Genomic DNA, 15425 nt, shown 5'->3' with positions numbered 1-15425 from the left:
ATCCGGATCAGCCGGCGGAGCCGGCCGGGGTCGTCGTCACCTTCGTGCCGGCGTCCTTGTTGGCTTTCTGGGCGTAGTCGTTCGTGAACGTCTTCGAGATGTCGATCTTCGACGTGTCGAGGCCCAGCTGCTTCTCCATGTCCAGCACCGTCTTGGGGCCGCCGGCGGGCATGATGCCGTCGGGCAGGAACTGGCCCTTGTCTGTGGTGAGACCGGCGACGTACTGGTCCTTGGTGATCGTGGAGTTGTTCACGTAGTCGGCGGGCAGCTTGTTCGCGATGTCCGCGGCGGAGTGCTCGTCGATCCAGTGCATCGTGGCGACCAGGGCGTTCACGACCCGCTGCGTGGCGTCCTTGTGCTTGTTCACCCAGGACGCGTTGCCGATGAGCCCCGCCGCCGGCCATGCCCCGCCGAGCGCCTTCTGCGCACCCTCGGTGGTGGCGAGGTCCACGACGGTGTCGGCGACCTTCTGCGTGGTGAGCGCGGTCACGGTCGGCTGCGTGGTCATCGCGCAGTCCGCGGAGCCCTGCTTGAGCGCGGCGATCGCGGTCGCGCCAGCGTGAACGGCGACCGTCTGGTAGTCGCTCGTGGACAGTCCGCCCTTGTGGGCGATGAACTGGGTGAGCTTGTCGGTGCCGGATCCCAGGTCGGTGACGCCCATGTTCTTGCCCTTGATGTCGGACGGGCTCTTCACGCCGCTCTTGTCGGTGCACATCAGGCGCTCACCGGGCGCTCCGGACAGCTGCACGACGTCGATGACCTCCTTGCCCTTGGGCTGCAGCTCGATCGTGTGGTTGTACCAGGCGCCGGCGAAGTCGACCTGGCCGGAGATCATCGCGTCCTCCGCGCCGACGCCGCCGTTCTGCTCCGTGGAGAGCTCGACGTTCACGCCGAACTTCTTGTAGAAGCCGAGCTGCTCGGCGAGCTTGTACGGCAGGTAGATCTGCTTGTCGATGCCGCCGACCATGATCTTCACGGTCTCGGGAGAGGAGCCGTTCGCTCCGGCGGTGCTGGACCCGGAGGATCCGGATGCTCCGCCACTGCAGCCTGCGAGGCCGAGCATCAGTGCTCCGGCCGCCGCGACGGCGACGATGCCGCGCTTGTTCATGTGGGTTTCCTTTCGTTGCGCCGATCGGGCCGGCGTTCCTGGTGAGGAGGGATTTCGAGGGGAGGGAGAGTTCAGATCGACGACGCCTCGGAGCGCGTCGGCGGGCGCCAGCGCAGCACCTGCTTCTCGAGCAGCGAGATGAGGAATTCCGCGACGAGGGTGAACACGGCGATGATGACCATGCAGGCGAACACGGTGTTCGGGTCGAAGGACCCCTGCGCCTGGCTGATGATCAGGCCGATGCCGCGCTGCGCGCCGAGCACCTCGGCGACCAGCGCGCCGATGATGGCGAAGCCGAACGCGGTGTGCAGGCTCGCGATGATCCAGGTCATCGCGGACGGGATCGTGACGTGACGGGCGACCTGGAGGGGCGATGCGCCCAGGACCCGCACGTTCGAGATGAGGTTCGGATCCACCTCTCGGACGCCCTGGAAGGCGTTGAAGAAGACCGCGAAGAACACCAGGACCGCGGCGAGGAGCACCTTGGCGGGCATCCCGAGACCGAACGCGACGATGAAGATCGAGCCGAGCACGATGCGCGGGATCGCGTTGATGATCTTGATGTACGGGCCGCACACCTCCGCGAGGAACCGGTTGCTGCCGAGCAGGATGCCGACGACCATGCCCGCGAGCGTGCCGACCGCGAAGCCCAGCAGCGCCTCCTGCACCGTGACCCACAGGTTCTCCCAGATGGATCCGAAGGCCGTGCCCACGGTGAACAGGTGCACGAGGCTGTCCCACACCGCGGTGGGCTGGCCGAAGAAGAACTTGTCCACCCAGCCCATGGCGGTGAACAGCTGCCAGCCGCCGAAGACGACCACGGCGACGCCGATGCGGCCGACCCACACCCAGACGGTGTGGCGGCGGCGGGCGCGGCGCCCGGCTGCCTGAAGCTCGGCCTCGCTCTGCTCCGGCTCGCTCACCGTGCTCGCATAGGGACGTCCGGTGGCGTCCGCAGACGGCATGCGAACGGTCGCGGCGGTCATGCTGCCACCGCCGCGGTCTGCGCGTAGGCCCGGTCGACCTCTTCGCGCAGGGACTCCCAGATCTGGCCCTGCAGCTCGAGGAAGCGCCCCTCGTGCCGGATCTGCTGCACGTCGCCGCGCGGACGCGGAAGGTCGATCTCGAACACGTCCTTCACGGTGCCGGGGCTCGAGGTCATGATGACCACCCGGTCGGCGAGGGCGACCGCCTCGTCGAGATCGTGCGTGATGAAGAGCACGGAGGGCCGCGACTCCTCCCACAGCTGCAGCAGCTCGGTCTGCATGATCGCCTTGGTCTGCACGTCGAGCGCGCCGAACGGCTCGTCCATGAGCAGGATCCGCGGCCGGTTGATGAGCGCCGCCGCCATCGCGACGCGCTTGCGCATGCCACCGGAGAGCTGGTGCGGGTAGCGGTCCTCGAAGCCGGCCAGGCCGACGCGGCGCAGCCAGTCCAGGGCGAGCGCCGTCGCCTCCTTCTTCGGGGTGCCGGTGAGGACCGGGCCGACCATGACGTTGTTCAGCACGGTCTTCCAGGGGAACAGCGAATCGGCTTGGAACATGTAGCTGACGCCCTGCGTGATGCCGTCCACGATGCGTCCCCCGACGCTCACGGATCCGGCGCTCGGGCGCTCCAGCCCTGAGACCTGCGCGAGCGTCGTCGACTTGCCGCAGCCCGTCGGCCCGACGATCGCGCAGAACTGTCCCGGCTCGACGCTCAGCGTCACGTCGCGGATCGCGGTGAAGGTCTGCCCCTTCGGCGTCAGGAAGCGCTTCGTCAGCCCGACGATGTCGATGCGGGCGGCTTCGCCCGTCGTGTCGGCGACGGATCCTGCCGTCGCTCGTGTGTCACCCATGTCGAGACCTCTCTGTCCTGCGGTGGTGTGGGATCGATGTTCGCCGCCAGGGGGACCGGCTGTCTCGCTTGCGCGCATTGCGCGTCGTTGTGGGCGTTCCCGCACCTTTTGGGCGTTCTGCGCAGAGCCGCCGCACGGCCCGCAGTGAGAGAATCCGGTGTGATGCGACGACGGATCCGAAGACTGTCGACCCTGATCCTCCTGGCTCAGGTCGCGATCCTCAGCGCCTCCCTGCTGATCGGCTTCGTGCTGTTCGCGGTCACCGCACGCGCCAACCTCACCAGCGACTACCAGGACCGCGCGGCGGACATCGCGCAGACCTTCGCCGAGATGCCGGCCGTGCAGAACTGCCTCTCCTCCGGGGGCTCGGTCTGCGACGACGACGTGCAGCAGCTCGCGACGGCGACCGAGAAGCGCACGGGCGCCGCCTATGTCGTGGTCATCGACATGGACCGCGTGCGGCATTCGCATCCGAACCCCGCCCTGATCGGGAAGAAGGTCACGGAGGACGTCGTCGCCCGCGACGGGAAGGTGCATCGCGCCACGGACGTCGGATCCACCGGCACGACCGCCAACGCCCGCGTGCCCGTGTTCGATGGCTCGACGGACACGGTCATCGGCGAGGTATCGGTCGGCATCAGGGAGTCGAGCGTCGCCGCCGAGCTCCTCGGCCAGCTGCCGATCTACGCGACCTGGATCGTGCTCGCGTTCGCGATCGGCACGGCGGTGTCATTCGGGCTGGCTGCCCTGCTCAAACGCCGCACGTTCGGCCTCGAGCTCGACGAGATCGCCCGGCTGCTGCAGGAGCGCGAGGCGACTCTGCACGGGATCCGCGAGGGCGTCATCGCGATCGATCCCTCGGGGCGGATCACGGTCGTGAACGACGAGGCCCAGCGTCTGCTGAACCTGCCGGAGGGCGCGCGCGGGCGCCGCCTGGACGACGTGCTCGTCGCGAGTCCGATCCGCGACGCCCTCACGGGCACGACAGAGGTGAAGGACGCGATCGCCGTGACCGACGCGGGCGTGCTCGTGCTCAACCGCATGCCCGTCACCCTCGCCGGGCGACCGCACGGTGCGGTGCTCACCCTGCAGGACCGCACCGAGGTGACCGGGCTCACCCAGGAACTCGACGGCGAGCGCAGCTTCGCCGAATCGATCCGCGCCCAGCAGCACGAGTTCTCCAACCGGATGCACGCGGTCGCGGGGCTGCTCGAGCTGGGCCGCACGGACGAGGCTCTGCAGTATCTCAACGAGATCCGCGGCACCTCGGCCGACCTCGACCGCACCCTGCGCACACACGTGGGGGCGCCCATGATCGTCGGCCTGCTGCTCGGCAAGGCCGCAGAGGCGAACGAGCGCGGGATCGACCTCGTGATCGCCCCCGAGACGGACCTCGGATCCTCGCCCGACCGGCTGCAGGCGCTCGTCACGATCCTCGGCAACCTGATCGACAACGCCTTCGACGCGCTGTCCGACTCCCCGGCTCCGCGCCGCGTGACCGTCGCGATCGTGGAGACCACGGAGTCCCTGACGGTGCGTGTCGCCGACAACGGACCCGGCGTGCCCGACGGCTCCGTGCCGCGCATCTTCGAGAGCGGCTACACGACCAAGCGCGGCTCGCGATACCTGGGCACGCGCAGCGCGACGAAGGGCGCACGGCACAGCGGGCTCGGACTGTCGCTCGTGCACACGACCGCGAGCAGGCTCGGCGGCACGGTCACGCTCGCGAGCGACGCCGGGGCCGCGTTCACCGTGGTGATCCCGCGCTCCGGCGCTCGCTCGACGACCGGGTCCCCGAGGCAGGAGGGCTCACGATGACGGATCCGGACTTCACGGTGCTCGTCGTCGATGACGACTTCCGCGTGGCGAGCGTTCATGTCGGCTTCGTCGAGGCGGTGCCCGGCTTCCGCGTGGTCGGTCAGGCCGGATCCGCCGCCGAAGCACTGCGGCAGGCCAGGGACCTGCGACCGGATCTGGTGCTCATGGACGTGTACCTGCCCGACGGGGACGGGCTCGAGGTGGTGCGGCAGCTGCTCGCGGATCCGGATCCTGCGACGAACTCCGGATCCGCCCCCGCGGTGATCGTGATCTCGGCCGCGAACGACGTGGCCACCGTGCGCCGCGCGGTGCAGCTCGGCGCGCTGCACTACCTGGTGAAGCCGTTCGGCTTCGCAGAGCTCGCCGAGCGCCTCACGGCGTACCGGCACGCGCAGGAGCGGATCGCCGCGCTCGGCGACGCGGCCACGCAGGACGACGTGAACCGCCTGTTCGACCTGCTCCGGCCGACCTCGGCTCCCCCGGCCGAGGAGGGGCGCCGGCTCGCGCCGACCCTGCAGGCCGTGCTCGATGCGGTGGCCGCCCAGCGCGCGGACGTGTCGGCGCAGGAGATCGCCTCCGCCATCGGGATCAGCCGCACCACCGCGCAGCGCGCGCTCACCCAGCTGGAGCAGTCCGGCCTCGTCCGCCTCGAGCTGCGCTACGGCAGCACCGGGCGTCCGGAGCACCGTTACGCGGTGCGGCGAGCACGCTGAGCCGGCTGGGCTCAGCCGCGCGGGATCGGGTCCCCGTCCGTGAGCACGAATCGCAGCGCGTCGCCGGAGGAAAGCACGGACAGATCCTCCACCGGGTCGCCCGCCACCGCGATGAGATCGGCTCGAGCCCCCTCGCGGACCACGCCGACACGACCGCTTTCGCCGATGATCTCCGCCCCGACGACGGTCGCCGAGCGGATGACCGCGAGGGGATCCTGCACCCGGCCGCGGATCGCGAATTCCTCGAGCTGGAACGCGAGCCCCTCGCCGTGCAGATCCGTGCCGTACCCGATCTTCACTCCGGCGCGATCCGCGAGCGCGAGCGACTCGAGTCCGCGCTCGAAGACCTCGACGACCGCGGCGCGCTTGGCCGCGTCGAGGTGCTGACCGGTGTGCCCCTCGACGATCGCCCAGAACGTCGCGAGCGTCGGCACGTAGAACGCGTCCCCCTCCAGGAAGAGCGCAACGCACGCGTCGTCGAGGAAATTGCCATGCTCGATCGTGCGCACGCCGAGGCGCAGCGCGCGCGCCACGAACTCGGCCGAATAGACGTGGGCACCGACGTAGCGGTGCGCCAGGTTCGCCTCGTCGACCGCGGCCAGGATCTCTGCCTCGGAGAATCCGAGTGAGTCGATCCGCATCTTCGAGATCACTCCGCCGGAGAGCGTCAGCTTGATGTGGTCGGCACCGTCGCGGAGTTCCGCGCGCAGCGCCCGCCGCACCTCGACCTCGCCGTCGATCACCCTGGTGAGAGCGTGCCCGCCGGTAGGCGCGAAGATCGGACCGCCGACTCTGAGATGCGGGCCCGTGATGAGGCGCTCCTCGACGGCGCGGCGAACCCCGGTGTCCGCGCCGCCCATGTCGCGCACCGTGGTGAAGCCGCGGAGCAGCATGCGATGCAGCTCCTGCGCGGTGCGCGCGGCGTGATAGCCCGGCGACCAGGAGAGGATCTCGGCGAAATCGCCCGAAGCCTGCGTGACGTGCGCGTGGGCGTCGATCAGCCCGGGCAGCACCGTCGTTCCGGCGAGCGAGAACTCGGCCGCATCCGGGACGCTGCGCGTCGACTTCGAGATCTCGACGATGCCCCCGTCCCGCGCAACGATCGTGCGCGGCGCGGACACCTCGCCGGTCTCGACGTCGAGGATCGCGGCATCGCGCAGCACGACGGTCGAGGGTGCGGGCGCGGATCCCGGATCGATCCTCAGCGGCATGGCGGATCCTCTCAGGCGAAGTCGACGTGGGGGATCGAATCGAGCAGAGTGCGGGTGTAGGGGTGCTCGGGGTGGTCGAAGACCTGCCCGATCGGGCCTTCCTCGACGAACCGACCCGCCTGCATGACCACGACATCGTCGGCCACGTGACGCACGACGGAGAGGTCGTGCGAGACGAAGAGGTACGAGAGGTCGAGGTCCTTCTGCAGGTCGTCGAGCAGATTCAGGATCTGCGCCTGAATCGACACGTCCAGCGCCGACACCGGCTCGTCGAGCACGAGCACCTTCGGGTTGAGCGCCAGCGCACGGGCGATTCCGACTCGCTGCCGCTGCCCGCCGGAGAACTCGCCCGGCCGCCGCGCGGCCATCTCGGCGCTCACTCCGACCCGGTCGAGCAGCTCGTCGATCGCCCTGCGGTCGTACGCGCCTGTGATGCGCAGAGGCTCCGCGACGATCTCGTGCACGGTCATCCGCGGGTCCAGGGCCGAGTACGGGTCCTGGAACACCATCTGCATCCGGCCACCGAACTGGCGCCGCTGACGCGGCGGGATCCGGGTGATGTCCTTTCCGAACGCGCGGATCGTGCCCGACGCGACCGGGCTGAGCCCGAAGAGCGAGCGGATCAGGGTCGACTTGCCGCAGCCTGACTCGCCGACGAGACCGAGCGTGCGTCCCGCAGTGAGTGTGAGGCTCACGCCCTGCACGGCCTGCACCCCGCGCCCGCGGCGGATGGCGCCGCGACGACCGTAGGTGATGTGCAGGTCGGAGACCTCGATCAGCGGTTCGGAACCCGGCCTTGCGGGAGTTTCCGTGGCGTCCGACATCATGCCTCCGATCCGACGGGCTCGACAGGAACGGCGATCCCGACCTCTTCGGCGAAGTGGCACGCCGACCTCGAGCCGTGGGGCCGCAGCTCGAGCGCCGGGCGCACATCGACGCAGATCGACCGACCACGGGACAGTTCGCAGCGCGGTGCGAAAGCGCAACCCGACGGGCGCAGTCGGGGCGAGGGAGGGTTGCCGGGGATGGCGTAGGCGCGGTCATCCCGCGCGGTGAGCTGGCTCTTCAGGAGGCCCTGCGTGTAAGGGTGGGCGGGCGACAGGAAGATGTCGCGGGTGGTGCCCGACTCCACGATCCGGCCGGAGTACATGATGAGCATCCGCGAGGCGTTCTGCGCGGCGAGGCCGAGGTCGTGCGTGATGAGGATGAGCGCGGACGACAGCTCGGCGCGCGCTTTCTCCAGCGTCTTCATGACCTGCGCCTGCACGGTCACGTCGAGCGCCGTGGTCGGCTCGTCCGCGATGAGCAGTGCGGGGTCGTTCGACATCGCCATCGCGATCACGGCGCGCTGGCGCATGCCGCCCGACCACTCGTGCGGGTATGCGTGGGCGCGCTTCGCGGCCTCCTTCACGCCGACCCTGCCCAGCAGATCGTGCACTCGACCCTTGGCCTCGGCGCGCGACATCCTCTGGTGCAGACGGATCGCCTCGGCGAGTTGCGACTCGATCCTGCGCAGCGGATTGAGAGCGGTCATCGGATCCTGGAAGATCATTCCGATCTCCCGGCCCCGGATCTCGCGCATCTCGCGCTCGCGCAGGCCGACGATGTTCTCGCCGCGCCAGCGGATGGTCCCTTCAGCGACTTCGAGGCCGTACGGCAGCAGGCCCATCACGGCGAGCATGGTGAGACTCTTCCCGGAGCCGGACTCCCCGACGATCCCGACGACCTCGCCGTCGTTCACGGTGAACGACACGTCGTCGATGAGTCGGACGACCTTCCCGTCCGAGCCGGTCGTGGTCACGACGAGGCCCTGCACTTCCAGGAGCGGCGGCATCTCGATCATTTCTGCAGGCATGTCACCGCACCTTTCGGAGGGGCTGGGTGCTCTCCGCCGTGAATCGCTGGCTGAAGAACGTCGTCCCGCCGACCACGAGGAAGATCGCGAGGCCGGGCAGGATCACCTGCCACGGCGACAGGCGCATGTACTTCTGGCCCTCCAGCACGAGCCCTCCCCAGGTCGGCTCCGGCGGCTGGATGCCGAGGCCCAGGTAGTCCAGGCCGGCCTGCAGCAGGATCACGGATCCGATGCTGGTCACCGCCACGATGAACATCTGCGGGAGCACGTGCGGCAGGATGTGCGTCCGGATGATGCGCAGAGAGGAGGCGCCGAGCATTCGCGGGGCCATCACGAAGTCGCGCCCCCGCAGCGACAGGGCCGTCGCCCGCGCGAGGCGGGCGAAGCTCATCCAGTGCGTGAGCCCGAGGACGAGGATCATCAGCAGCGCGCTCGGTCCGAAGATCGCCGACAGCGCGATGAGCAGCAGCACGGCGGGCAAGGCCAGGCTGACGTCCGTGACGAGGGCGATCACGTTGTCGGCCCAGCCTCCGAAGAACCCGGCGAGCAGACCCAGCACCGTGCCGACGAAGAAGTTCACGAGCACGATCGCCGCCGTGATGAGCAGCGTCGTCTGCCCGCCCGCCGCAACCCGGCTGAGCAGGTCGCGGCCGACGACATCGGTGCCGAGCGGGTGCGTCGGGTCCACGAACGGGCCGAGGCGGGCGTGTGCGAGATCCTGGCTGAAGGCGTCGAAGCCGGGCCAGAAGTGCACGGCGATGATGGCGACGATCACGAGCACCACGATGGCGCCGCCGATGGTGGAGAGCGAACGTCCCTGTCCCGGGCTGAGCTGCACGCGACGGCGGCGCGAGCCTGCGGCCACCTGTGCCATTGCCACTGTGTCGGTCATGCGAGTTTCACCCTCGGGTCGATGAGCGAGTAGAGAAGGTCGACGACGACGTTGACGACCACGAAGATCAGCACCACCACGAGCAGCCCCGCCTGGACGACGGCGAAGTCGCGCTGGCTGACGGCGCTGATCAGAGCGACCCCCATGCCCGGCCACGAGAACACCTGTTCGACGATGATCGTGCCGCCGAGCAGGCCGGCCAGGTTCAGCCCAGCCACGGTGAGGATCGGCAGGAAGGCGTTGGGGAGCATCTCCGTGGCAACGACTGCCGCGTGGCTCTTCCCTCGCGCGTACGCCGTGCGCACGTATTCCGCCGTGCTCTGTTCGCTGAGCGCCGAGTCCAGCAGCCGCACGTACAACACGAACTGCGCAGTGGCGATCGTCGCCACCGGGAGGACGAAGGAGGGAAGACCGGTGTAGCCGAGGCTCGGCAGCCAGCCGAGTCCGACAGCGAAGATCAGCACGAGCAGCACCCCGAAGAAGAAGTCCGGCACGGACGAACGCAGCGCCCCGCTCCAGACGAACATCGCGCGCAGGGTGTGGCTGCCGGTGATGTGGACGAGCGCTGCGGCGACGACAGCCAGCGCCAGGCCGATCGCGAAGGACGTCAGTGCGAGCGTCGTCGTGGCGGGGAGCCGCTCCAGGATGATCCCGATCGCCGACTGCGAAGGGTTGCGGTAGGAGACGCCGAAGTCACCGTGCAGCAGACCGGCGAGGTAGCGCCCGTACTGCACGAGCAGCGGGTCGTTGAATCCGAGCCTGCCGTTCAGATCGTCGATCTGTTGCGCGGTCGCGCCCTCGGTCAGGATCAGGGCTGCGGGCTTGCCGGAGGCTCGTCCGAGGACGAAGGCGATCGTGACCGCGACGAACAGGGTCACGACGGCCTGCAGCACGCGACGGATGACATAGGACATGGAGGTCTCCTCAGCGAAGATCAGTGCGCGGGCCCGAGGCCCTGGGCCCGCGCGCTGACGTCATTTGGCCGCGCGGCCGATCTCGGCCGCGCGATAGATTCCGTCCACCGCCGGGGTCCAGGAGATCGTGCTCGCTGTCGCGTACGCGTTGGTGTTCTGCCACAGCGGGACGTTCGACACGTTCGTGGCGTTCCACTCCCAGATCTTCTTGAACACGTCGGTGCGCTTGTCCGCGTTCGCCGCCTGCTGGTCGAGGTACGCCTGCGCCATCTCCGGGCTGCGCGCGTAGTCCTCTGGACCGCCGGCGAGCAGCTGGCTGACCACGACGTCTCCGTCCATGCTCGACGGGGACCAGTAGTTCAGGTACAGCCCGGTGATCTGGTGGTTGGCCAGGCTCAGGCTCAGGCTGGACTGCTCGGCACCCACCAGCTTGATCTTCAGACCCGCCTTGCCTAGGTCCGCCGCGATCGCCTGCGCGACCTCGGGGTCGGTCGGGGATCCGCCGGTGCTCGGATACTGCAGCGTGATCTCCGCACCGTCGTAGCCGGATTCCTCGACGAGCTTCTTCGCGGCCGCAGGATCGTACTTCGGTGTGGAGAACCCGTCCACGTAGCCGGTGACACCCTTCGCGACCGGCTCACCGGTCGGCGACGCATAGCCGTTCAGCAGGCTTTCCACGATCGACTTGCGGTCGATCGCGAGAGGGATGGCCTGCCGCACCTTGAGGTTCGACAGGGCCCCGGCGGTCGTGTTCACACCGATGAACGCGACCTGATTGGACGCGGCCTCGATCACCTTGGCGTTCGCCGCGCCGTCGAAGACGGGGACCTGGCTGGCCGGGATGATCGCGGTGTCCAGCGATCCGGATTCGACACCCGTGACACGGGCGTCCGGAGCGCCGACGAAGGAGAACGTGATGTCCTTGATCTTCGCCTTGTCACCCCAGTAGTCGTCGTTGCGGGTGACCTTGTAATCCACGCCATGGTTCCAGGCGACGAAAGAGTACGGGCCCGTGCCGACAGGAGCGTTCGGGAACTTCTCCGGCCCCTCCGCCTCGTACACCTTCTCGGGCACGATCCCGATCGTCGCGACCTGGTTGAGCCACGCGCTGAAGGGATTCTTCAACGTGAACTGCACCGTGTGGTCGTCCGTGGCCTCGACCTTGCTGATCATCGCGATCGCCACGCGGTTGGTGGACTTGTCGCTGGCGAGGATCTTGTCGTAGGTGTAGACGATGTCCGAGACCTTCAGTTCGGACCCGTCCTGGAATTTCACGCCCTTGCGGATCGTGAACGTCCAGACGTCCTGAGTGGAGTTCGACTTCCAATCCGTCGCGAGCCCCGGCTGGATCTTGCCCTTGGCGTCGATGCGGGTGAGCCCGTCGAAGACCGCGTAGTACATGTTCCAGGCCGACAACGAGCGCATCATGATCGGGTCGATGTTGGCCGGCTCGGTCGGCATCGCGAGGGTCGCGGAACCGTTGTCCGTCGTGGCCGCGTCGCTGCCGGCGGAGCTGCTCGTCGAGCCGGCGTTGCCCATGCAGCCCGCCAGCAGCACCGTGCTGACGGCGAGTGCGGCGCCAAGGCCCACGAGACGCCCGCGTCGCTGTGTCTTCATTGACATTTCGGGTTCCTTTCGTCCGGGCGCGAAGCATCTGCGCGCGCACGGAAACAGGTCGGGTAGCGAAAGTAGTGTGTAATACATTACTTTCGCTACCCGAGTTTGGTATACAAAATCGATCATGTCAAGAGCCTGACATCATCGATTCCTGCTACGAGGACGCGATCAGAACACCCATCTGCGGCATACCCGGCACGGCGATCTCGGAGACCGCGAGCGAGTCCAGATCGACGATCGCCAGGCCGTCCCACGGGCCGCGGCTGGTGGATCCGCCGGTGAGGATCGCCTTGCGCCGGCCGTCCGGCGCATCCAGCCACTCGACGACGTTCTCGTGCCCCTTCTGCAGCGGCAGCACCTCCTCGTCGCCGGATTCGAGGTCGCGGATGGTCAGACTCGGCCCCTTGGTCGCCCCGCCGATCGCGCCGACCCCCACCACCAGGAGGCGCCCGTCCGAGGTCAGGCCCACGCCGTGCTGGTGCGAGTCCGCCGTCATCGGCTGCGTCTCATACGTGCGGGTCCCGGGCGAATAGACCACGAGGCCCTGCCCCTGGTACGGGAGATAGAGCGTGCCGTCGTCGGCCACCGCAGCGTAATGCGGCTTGTAGTGGGACATCAGCCCGCCCTCGGTGCCGAACGGCGCGATCTCCGTGCTGGTGACGATGTGCTCCGGAATGCTGATCGTGTTCAGCGTGAACGAGTCGTGATCGATCGTGTAGATCTCGTCCCCCGCGGGCGAGATCTGCACGTCGAACGGGCGCAGTCCCACGTCATGGGTGTCCGTGAATGCGCCGGACGCCGTGTCGAAGCGCTCGACCGCGGAATTCTCTCCGGCGCGGGTGACAGCCACATACACTGCCGATCCGTCAGGAGTGACAACGACGCCCGTGCCCCCCGGACGCTCCTCGCCATAGGCGATGTCCACGGGCTGCGACAGATACGGGACGAGCCCGAGGCGCTCCCGGGAACCGAGGTCGACGATAGCGAGACCTACTGCCGTGCTGACGTATGCGCGGCGAGACGCCTCGTGCACCGCGATCGCCCACGGCGCCTCGCCGACGACCGTCTCCGACTGCACCGGCGCATCGGGCGACGTCAGATCGACGAAGGCGATCTTGTCCCCATGACTCTCCGTGACCACGAAGATCGTGCCGTGTCCGGGGGTGGTGGTGCGGATGACCATGCGTACTCGCTTCCTCCGGGCGCTCCGGATCGACTCGGCACCGACGAGCACGGAGCGGATCCGGAAGACCTTCGAGAGCGGATCGCACGATCCCGCGCGTCGTCGGCGACGGGACTCGGCCCGCCGCTTCGAGTGGTCTCGAAATGGTATTCCATTTAGCCTCTTGTATACAACGACCAGATTTCGACCATCAGCGGCGCGTCCAGGGAGCCGCTCTCCGCAGCTGTACGCCCGCACGACGCGAACCCGCCCGGCCCCCTCGAGGACCGGGCGGGTTCGCGTCGTGGAACCGCTACTGCACCCAGGCGGCTCTGGCGCTTCCCCAGCCTGTCTCGGTGTCCCAGCCCGTGCCGACGGACTGGGTCGTGGTGGCGCCGTCGAACGTGCGCACCGAGTAGGCGTAGCCGCCCGAGGCGTCGAGGCCGTTCGTGAAGTCGACGCGGATCGCGCCCTTGTCGATGCCCGCCCCCGTCACGTCGTGGAAGCCCTGCCCGTGCGTGCCGTAGATCGTCGGGTTCAGCAGGCCGAGGCCACCGCCGGCCGCCTGGATCTTGAGCGCCGTGATGCCCGCGAACAAGGGGGACGCGAGGCTCGTGCCGCCGATGCGGTACGTGTCGTACGCGGCCTTGCCCGTGAACGTCTGGGTCTGGCCCACGAGCATGCCCGTGGTGGGGTCGCCGTCCATCGAGACGTCGGGCACCGCGCGGCCGCCGTTGGGGCTCACGATGCCGGCATCCTTCTGGTACTGCGGCTCGGCGATGTTGGACGAGTAGCCGCCGCCCCCGCCGTAGAGGAACGCGTCGCTCAGCGTCCAGGCGCCGTCCTTCAGCACGTACTTCGACGTCTGCCAGCCGGTCTCACCGGTGAGACCCTGGTCGGTGATCGCCGTCGACGTGCCGCCCACGGCCGTGACGTACGGGTCGGAGGCGGGATAGTCGGTCTGCGCCGTACCGAGGCGGGCTGCCTCGTCGCCGTCGTCGCCGCTCGAGAAGACGTAGCTGATGCCCTGAGCGGCGCCCTGCAGGAACGCCGTCTGGTAGGCGAGCAGCAGCGACGGCTTCACGACGTCGCCCGCCCCGCCCCAGGAGTTCGTGACGATGTTCGCGACGTTCTCGTCGTTGATGCGCGTGAACGTGTCAAGCAGATCCGGATCCATGCAGCTCTTGCCCGCGTAGTAGCGGATGTTCGCACCGGGAGCCATGGCGTGCACGGCCTCCACGTCGAGCGTCTCCTCGCCGTACCAGCCGGCCATGCCGCACTGGTGATTCGACTTGTTGCTGTTGACGTTGGTGTACGCGTTCGGCACGTTCTGCGAGAACTGTCCGGCGGCGAACGGCTTGTCACCCGTGTCGGTCGCGTACTGGTTCGCGTCGGCCTCGACCGTCGGCGAGGCGTAGGCGTCGGTGATCGCGACGGTCACTCCGGTGCCGTCGAGACCGCCGGTGAGACCGGCCTCGTACGCGCCGCGCAGCTGCGGCCCCGTGTATCCGCACGGCGAATACGGAAGCGTCGCGCCGTCGAACGCCGGGAGCGTCGTGCCGTCGGGCGTCGCCAGATTTCCCGGGTTCGCGGATCCGTAGGTCTTGCCGCAGATCGGCGAGTTGCGGAATCCGCCGTCCGGCGGGGCCGGCTTCTGGGTCTTCGGCTCCACGAGCGACGGAGTGGTGTCCAGGCCGTCCACCGCGATGACGGCGCCCGCGAGCGAGCCGGGGGTGCTGGCCGCACCGTCCGGGGACTGCACGGTGAGCCCGTCGTGGGTGTAGTTCGAGATCGTGACGCCGAACGCCTTGTTCGCGTTGCCCACTCCGCCCTTGACGTCCACGTACCGGTGGCTCGGGTCGACCGTGGTCTTGAGCCCCGCGCCCTGCAGCCATGAGGTGACCGCATCGACGGTCGACGACGAGGCGTCGAACGTCGCGTGGTACTGGTCGGCAGAGAGGAAGTGCCGGTACTGCGTGGATCCAGGTGTCGAGACGGCGGTCGCGAGCGCGGCCAGGGCATCCATGCCGCCGGCCGGTGCGAGGTACACGCGGGCGCTCACCGCACCGCTGGCCGGTCCGCCCTTGGTCGCGTTCTTGAGCCAGCCCGGCGTCGAGTTCGGGATCGGGCTCTGGCTCGGGGGCGGCGGCGCCGCGCTCGCGGCGCCCGCTCCGGCGAAGGTGGCAGCGACGGTGGCGACGACCGCGAGGGTGACACCGAGGACTTTTCTACGCATCCGGGATCTCCAGACATCAAGTTCGGTCCTCGGCGGTCGCCGGTGACCGAGGGTGATGCTAT

At 68.6% G+C, this 15425-nt stretch carries 13 protein-coding genes; 2 read left to right on the top strand and 11 right to left on the bottom strand.

Annotated elements, in window-relative coordinates; all coding sequences use genetic code 11:
* Positions 1 to 7: 7 nt before the first annotated feature.
* From RS86_RS13010 to RS86_RS13000, 3 genes are all read right to left on the bottom strand, one after another.
* Positions 8 to 1108: an ABC transporter substrate-binding protein gene (locus tag RS86_RS13010; RefSeq protein ID WP_045272694.1), complete on the bottom strand. Its 1101-nt coding sequence runs from the start codon at positions 1106 to 1108 to the stop codon at positions 8 to 10.
* 71 nt (positions 1109 to 1179) lie between these two features.
* Positions 1180 to 2094, bottom strand: a complete 915-nt coding sequence (locus RS86_RS13005) for an ABC transporter permease (protein ID WP_200892807.1) — start codon at positions 2092 to 2094, stop codon at positions 1180 to 1182.
* The gene (locus tag RS86_RS13000; RefSeq protein WP_045272693.1) at positions 2091 to 2945 is read right to left on the bottom strand and encodes an ABC transporter ATP-binding protein; all 855 of its coding nucleotides are present in this window, start codon (positions 2943 to 2945) and stop codon (positions 2091 to 2093) included. Before RS86_RS13000 ends, RS86_RS13005 begins: the two co-directional genes overlap by 4 nt.
* A gap of 162 nt (positions 2946 to 3107) precedes the next feature.
* On the opposite strand from RS86_RS13000, the gene RS86_RS12995 reads away from it, so the two are divergent.
* Together RS86_RS12995 and RS86_RS12990 are read left to right on the top strand one after the other, a co-directional pair.
* Positions 3108 to 4763 (top strand): ATP-binding protein, encoded by a 1656-nt coding sequence (locus RS86_RS12995; RefSeq protein ID WP_052680256.1) that lies wholly within the window; start codon positions 3108 to 3110, stop codon positions 4761 to 4763.
* Positions 4760 to 5476 carry a response regulator gene (locus RS86_RS12990; RefSeq protein ID WP_045272692.1) on the top strand — a complete coding sequence of 239 codons (717 nt, stop codon included), beginning with the start codon at positions 4760 to 4762 and terminating at the stop codon, positions 5474 to 5476. The genes RS86_RS12995 and RS86_RS12990 overlap by 4 nt, the downstream gene beginning before the upstream one ends.
* An 11-nt stretch (positions 5477 to 5487) precedes the next feature.
* On the opposite strand, the gene RS86_RS12985 is transcribed toward RS86_RS12990, so the two are convergent.
* The 8 genes from RS86_RS12985 to RS86_RS12950 form a co-directional block, all read right to left on the bottom strand.
* Positions 5488 to 6687, bottom strand: coding sequence for a metal-dependent hydrolase family protein (locus RS86_RS12985; protein ID WP_045272691.1), 1200 nt, complete (start codon positions 6685 to 6687; stop codon positions 5488 to 5490).
* Positions 6688 to 6698: 11 nt separating this feature from the next.
* A complete protein-coding gene (locus RS86_RS12980; RefSeq protein WP_052680255.1) occupies positions 6699 to 7514 on the bottom strand; it encodes an ABC transporter ATP-binding protein in 816 nt (271 codons plus the stop codon).
* Positions 7511 to 8542, bottom strand: coding sequence for an ABC transporter ATP-binding protein (locus RS86_RS12975; protein WP_200892806.1), 1032 nt, complete (start codon positions 8540 to 8542; stop codon positions 7511 to 7513). The genes RS86_RS12980 and RS86_RS12975 overlap by 4 nt, the downstream gene beginning before the upstream one ends.
* Before the next feature lies 1 nt (position 8543).
* Positions 8544 to 9434 carry an ABC transporter permease gene (locus RS86_RS12970; RefSeq protein WP_082076767.1) on the bottom strand — a complete coding sequence of 297 codons (891 nt, stop codon included), beginning with the start codon at positions 9432 to 9434 and terminating at the stop codon, positions 8544 to 8546.
* Complete coding sequence (locus tag RS86_RS12965; protein WP_052680253.1) at positions 9431 to 10348, bottom strand: ABC transporter permease; 918 nt, start codon at positions 10346 to 10348, stop codon at positions 9431 to 9433. The genes RS86_RS12970 and RS86_RS12965 overlap by 4 nt, the downstream gene beginning before the upstream one ends.
* Positions 10349 to 10408: 60 nt before the next feature.
* A complete protein-coding gene (locus RS86_RS12960) occupies positions 10409 to 11971 on the bottom strand; it encodes an ABC transporter substrate-binding protein (RefSeq protein ID WP_152642171.1) in 1563 nt (520 codons plus the stop codon).
* Between the two features lie 148 nt (positions 11972 to 12119).
* Positions 12120 to 13148 (bottom strand): YncE family protein, encoded by a 1029-nt coding sequence (locus RS86_RS12955; protein ID WP_052680252.1) that lies wholly within the window; start codon positions 13146 to 13148, stop codon positions 12120 to 12122.
* 292 nt (positions 13149 to 13440) lie between these two features.
* Positions 13441 to 15363, bottom strand: a complete 1923-nt coding sequence (locus RS86_RS12950) for a S53 family peptidase (protein ID WP_045272688.1) — start codon at positions 15361 to 15363, stop codon at positions 13441 to 13443.
* Between the last annotated feature and the right edge of the window lie 62 nt (positions 15364 to 15425).

This window comes from Microbacterium azadirachtae (assembly GCF_000956505.1).
GTDB lineage: Bacteria > Actinomycetota > Actinomycetes > Actinomycetales > Microbacteriaceae > Microbacterium > Microbacterium azadirachtae_A.
The sequence above is the reverse complement of the archived record's forward strand: the minus strand, read 5'-3'. Positions and strand labels throughout refer to the sequence as shown.

Excerpts from the sequence above, each read along its gene's own strand:
- RS86_RS12990 (WP_045272692.1), top strand. The coding sequence starts at position 4,760 with ATGACGGATCCGGACTTCACGGTGCTCGTCGTCGATGACGACTTCCGC.
- RS86_RS13010 (WP_045272694.1), bottom strand. The coding sequence starts at position 1,108 with ATGAACAAGCGCGGCATCGTCGCCGTCGCGGCGGCCGGAGCACTGATG.
- RS86_RS12995 (WP_052680256.1), top strand. The coding sequence starts at position 3,108 with ATGCGACGACGGATCCGAAGACTGTCGACCCTGATCCTCCTGGCTCAG.
- RS86_RS12965 (WP_052680253.1), bottom strand. The coding sequence starts at position 10,348 with ATGTCCTATGTCATCCGTCGCGTGCTGCAGGCCGTCGTGACCCTGTTC.
- RS86_RS12980 (WP_052680255.1), bottom strand. The coding sequence starts at position 7,514 with ATGATGTCGGACGCCACGGAAACTCCCGCAAGGCCGGGTTCCGAACCG.
- RS86_RS12970 (WP_082076767.1), bottom strand. The coding sequence starts at position 9,434 with ATGACCGACACAGTGGCAATGGCACAGGTGGCCGCAGGCTCGCGCCGC.
- RS86_RS13005 (WP_200892807.1), bottom strand. The coding sequence starts at position 2,094 with ATGACCGCCGCGACCGTTCGCATGCCGTCTGCGGACGCCACCGGACGT.
- RS86_RS12955 (WP_052680252.1), bottom strand. The coding sequence starts at position 13,148 with ATGGTCATCCGCACCACCACCCCCGGACACGGCACGATCTTCGTGGTC.
- RS86_RS12960 (WP_152642171.1), bottom strand. The coding sequence starts at position 11,971 with ATGTCAATGAAGACACAGCGACGCGGGCGTCTCGTGGGCCTTGGCGCC.
- RS86_RS13000 (WP_045272693.1), bottom strand. The coding sequence starts at position 2,945 with ATGGGTGACACACGAGCGACGGCAGGATCCGTCGCCGACACGACGGGC.
- RS86_RS12975 (WP_200892806.1), bottom strand. The coding sequence starts at position 8,542 with ATGCCTGCAGAAATGATCGAGATGCCGCCGCTCCTGGAAGTGCAGGGC.
- RS86_RS12950 (WP_045272688.1), bottom strand. The coding sequence starts at position 15,363 with ATGCGTAGAAAAGTCCTCGGTGTCACCCTCGCGGTCGTCGCCACCGTC.
- RS86_RS12985 (WP_045272691.1), bottom strand. The coding sequence starts at position 6,687 with ATGCCGCTGAGGATCGATCCGGGATCCGCGCCCGCACCCTCGACCGTC.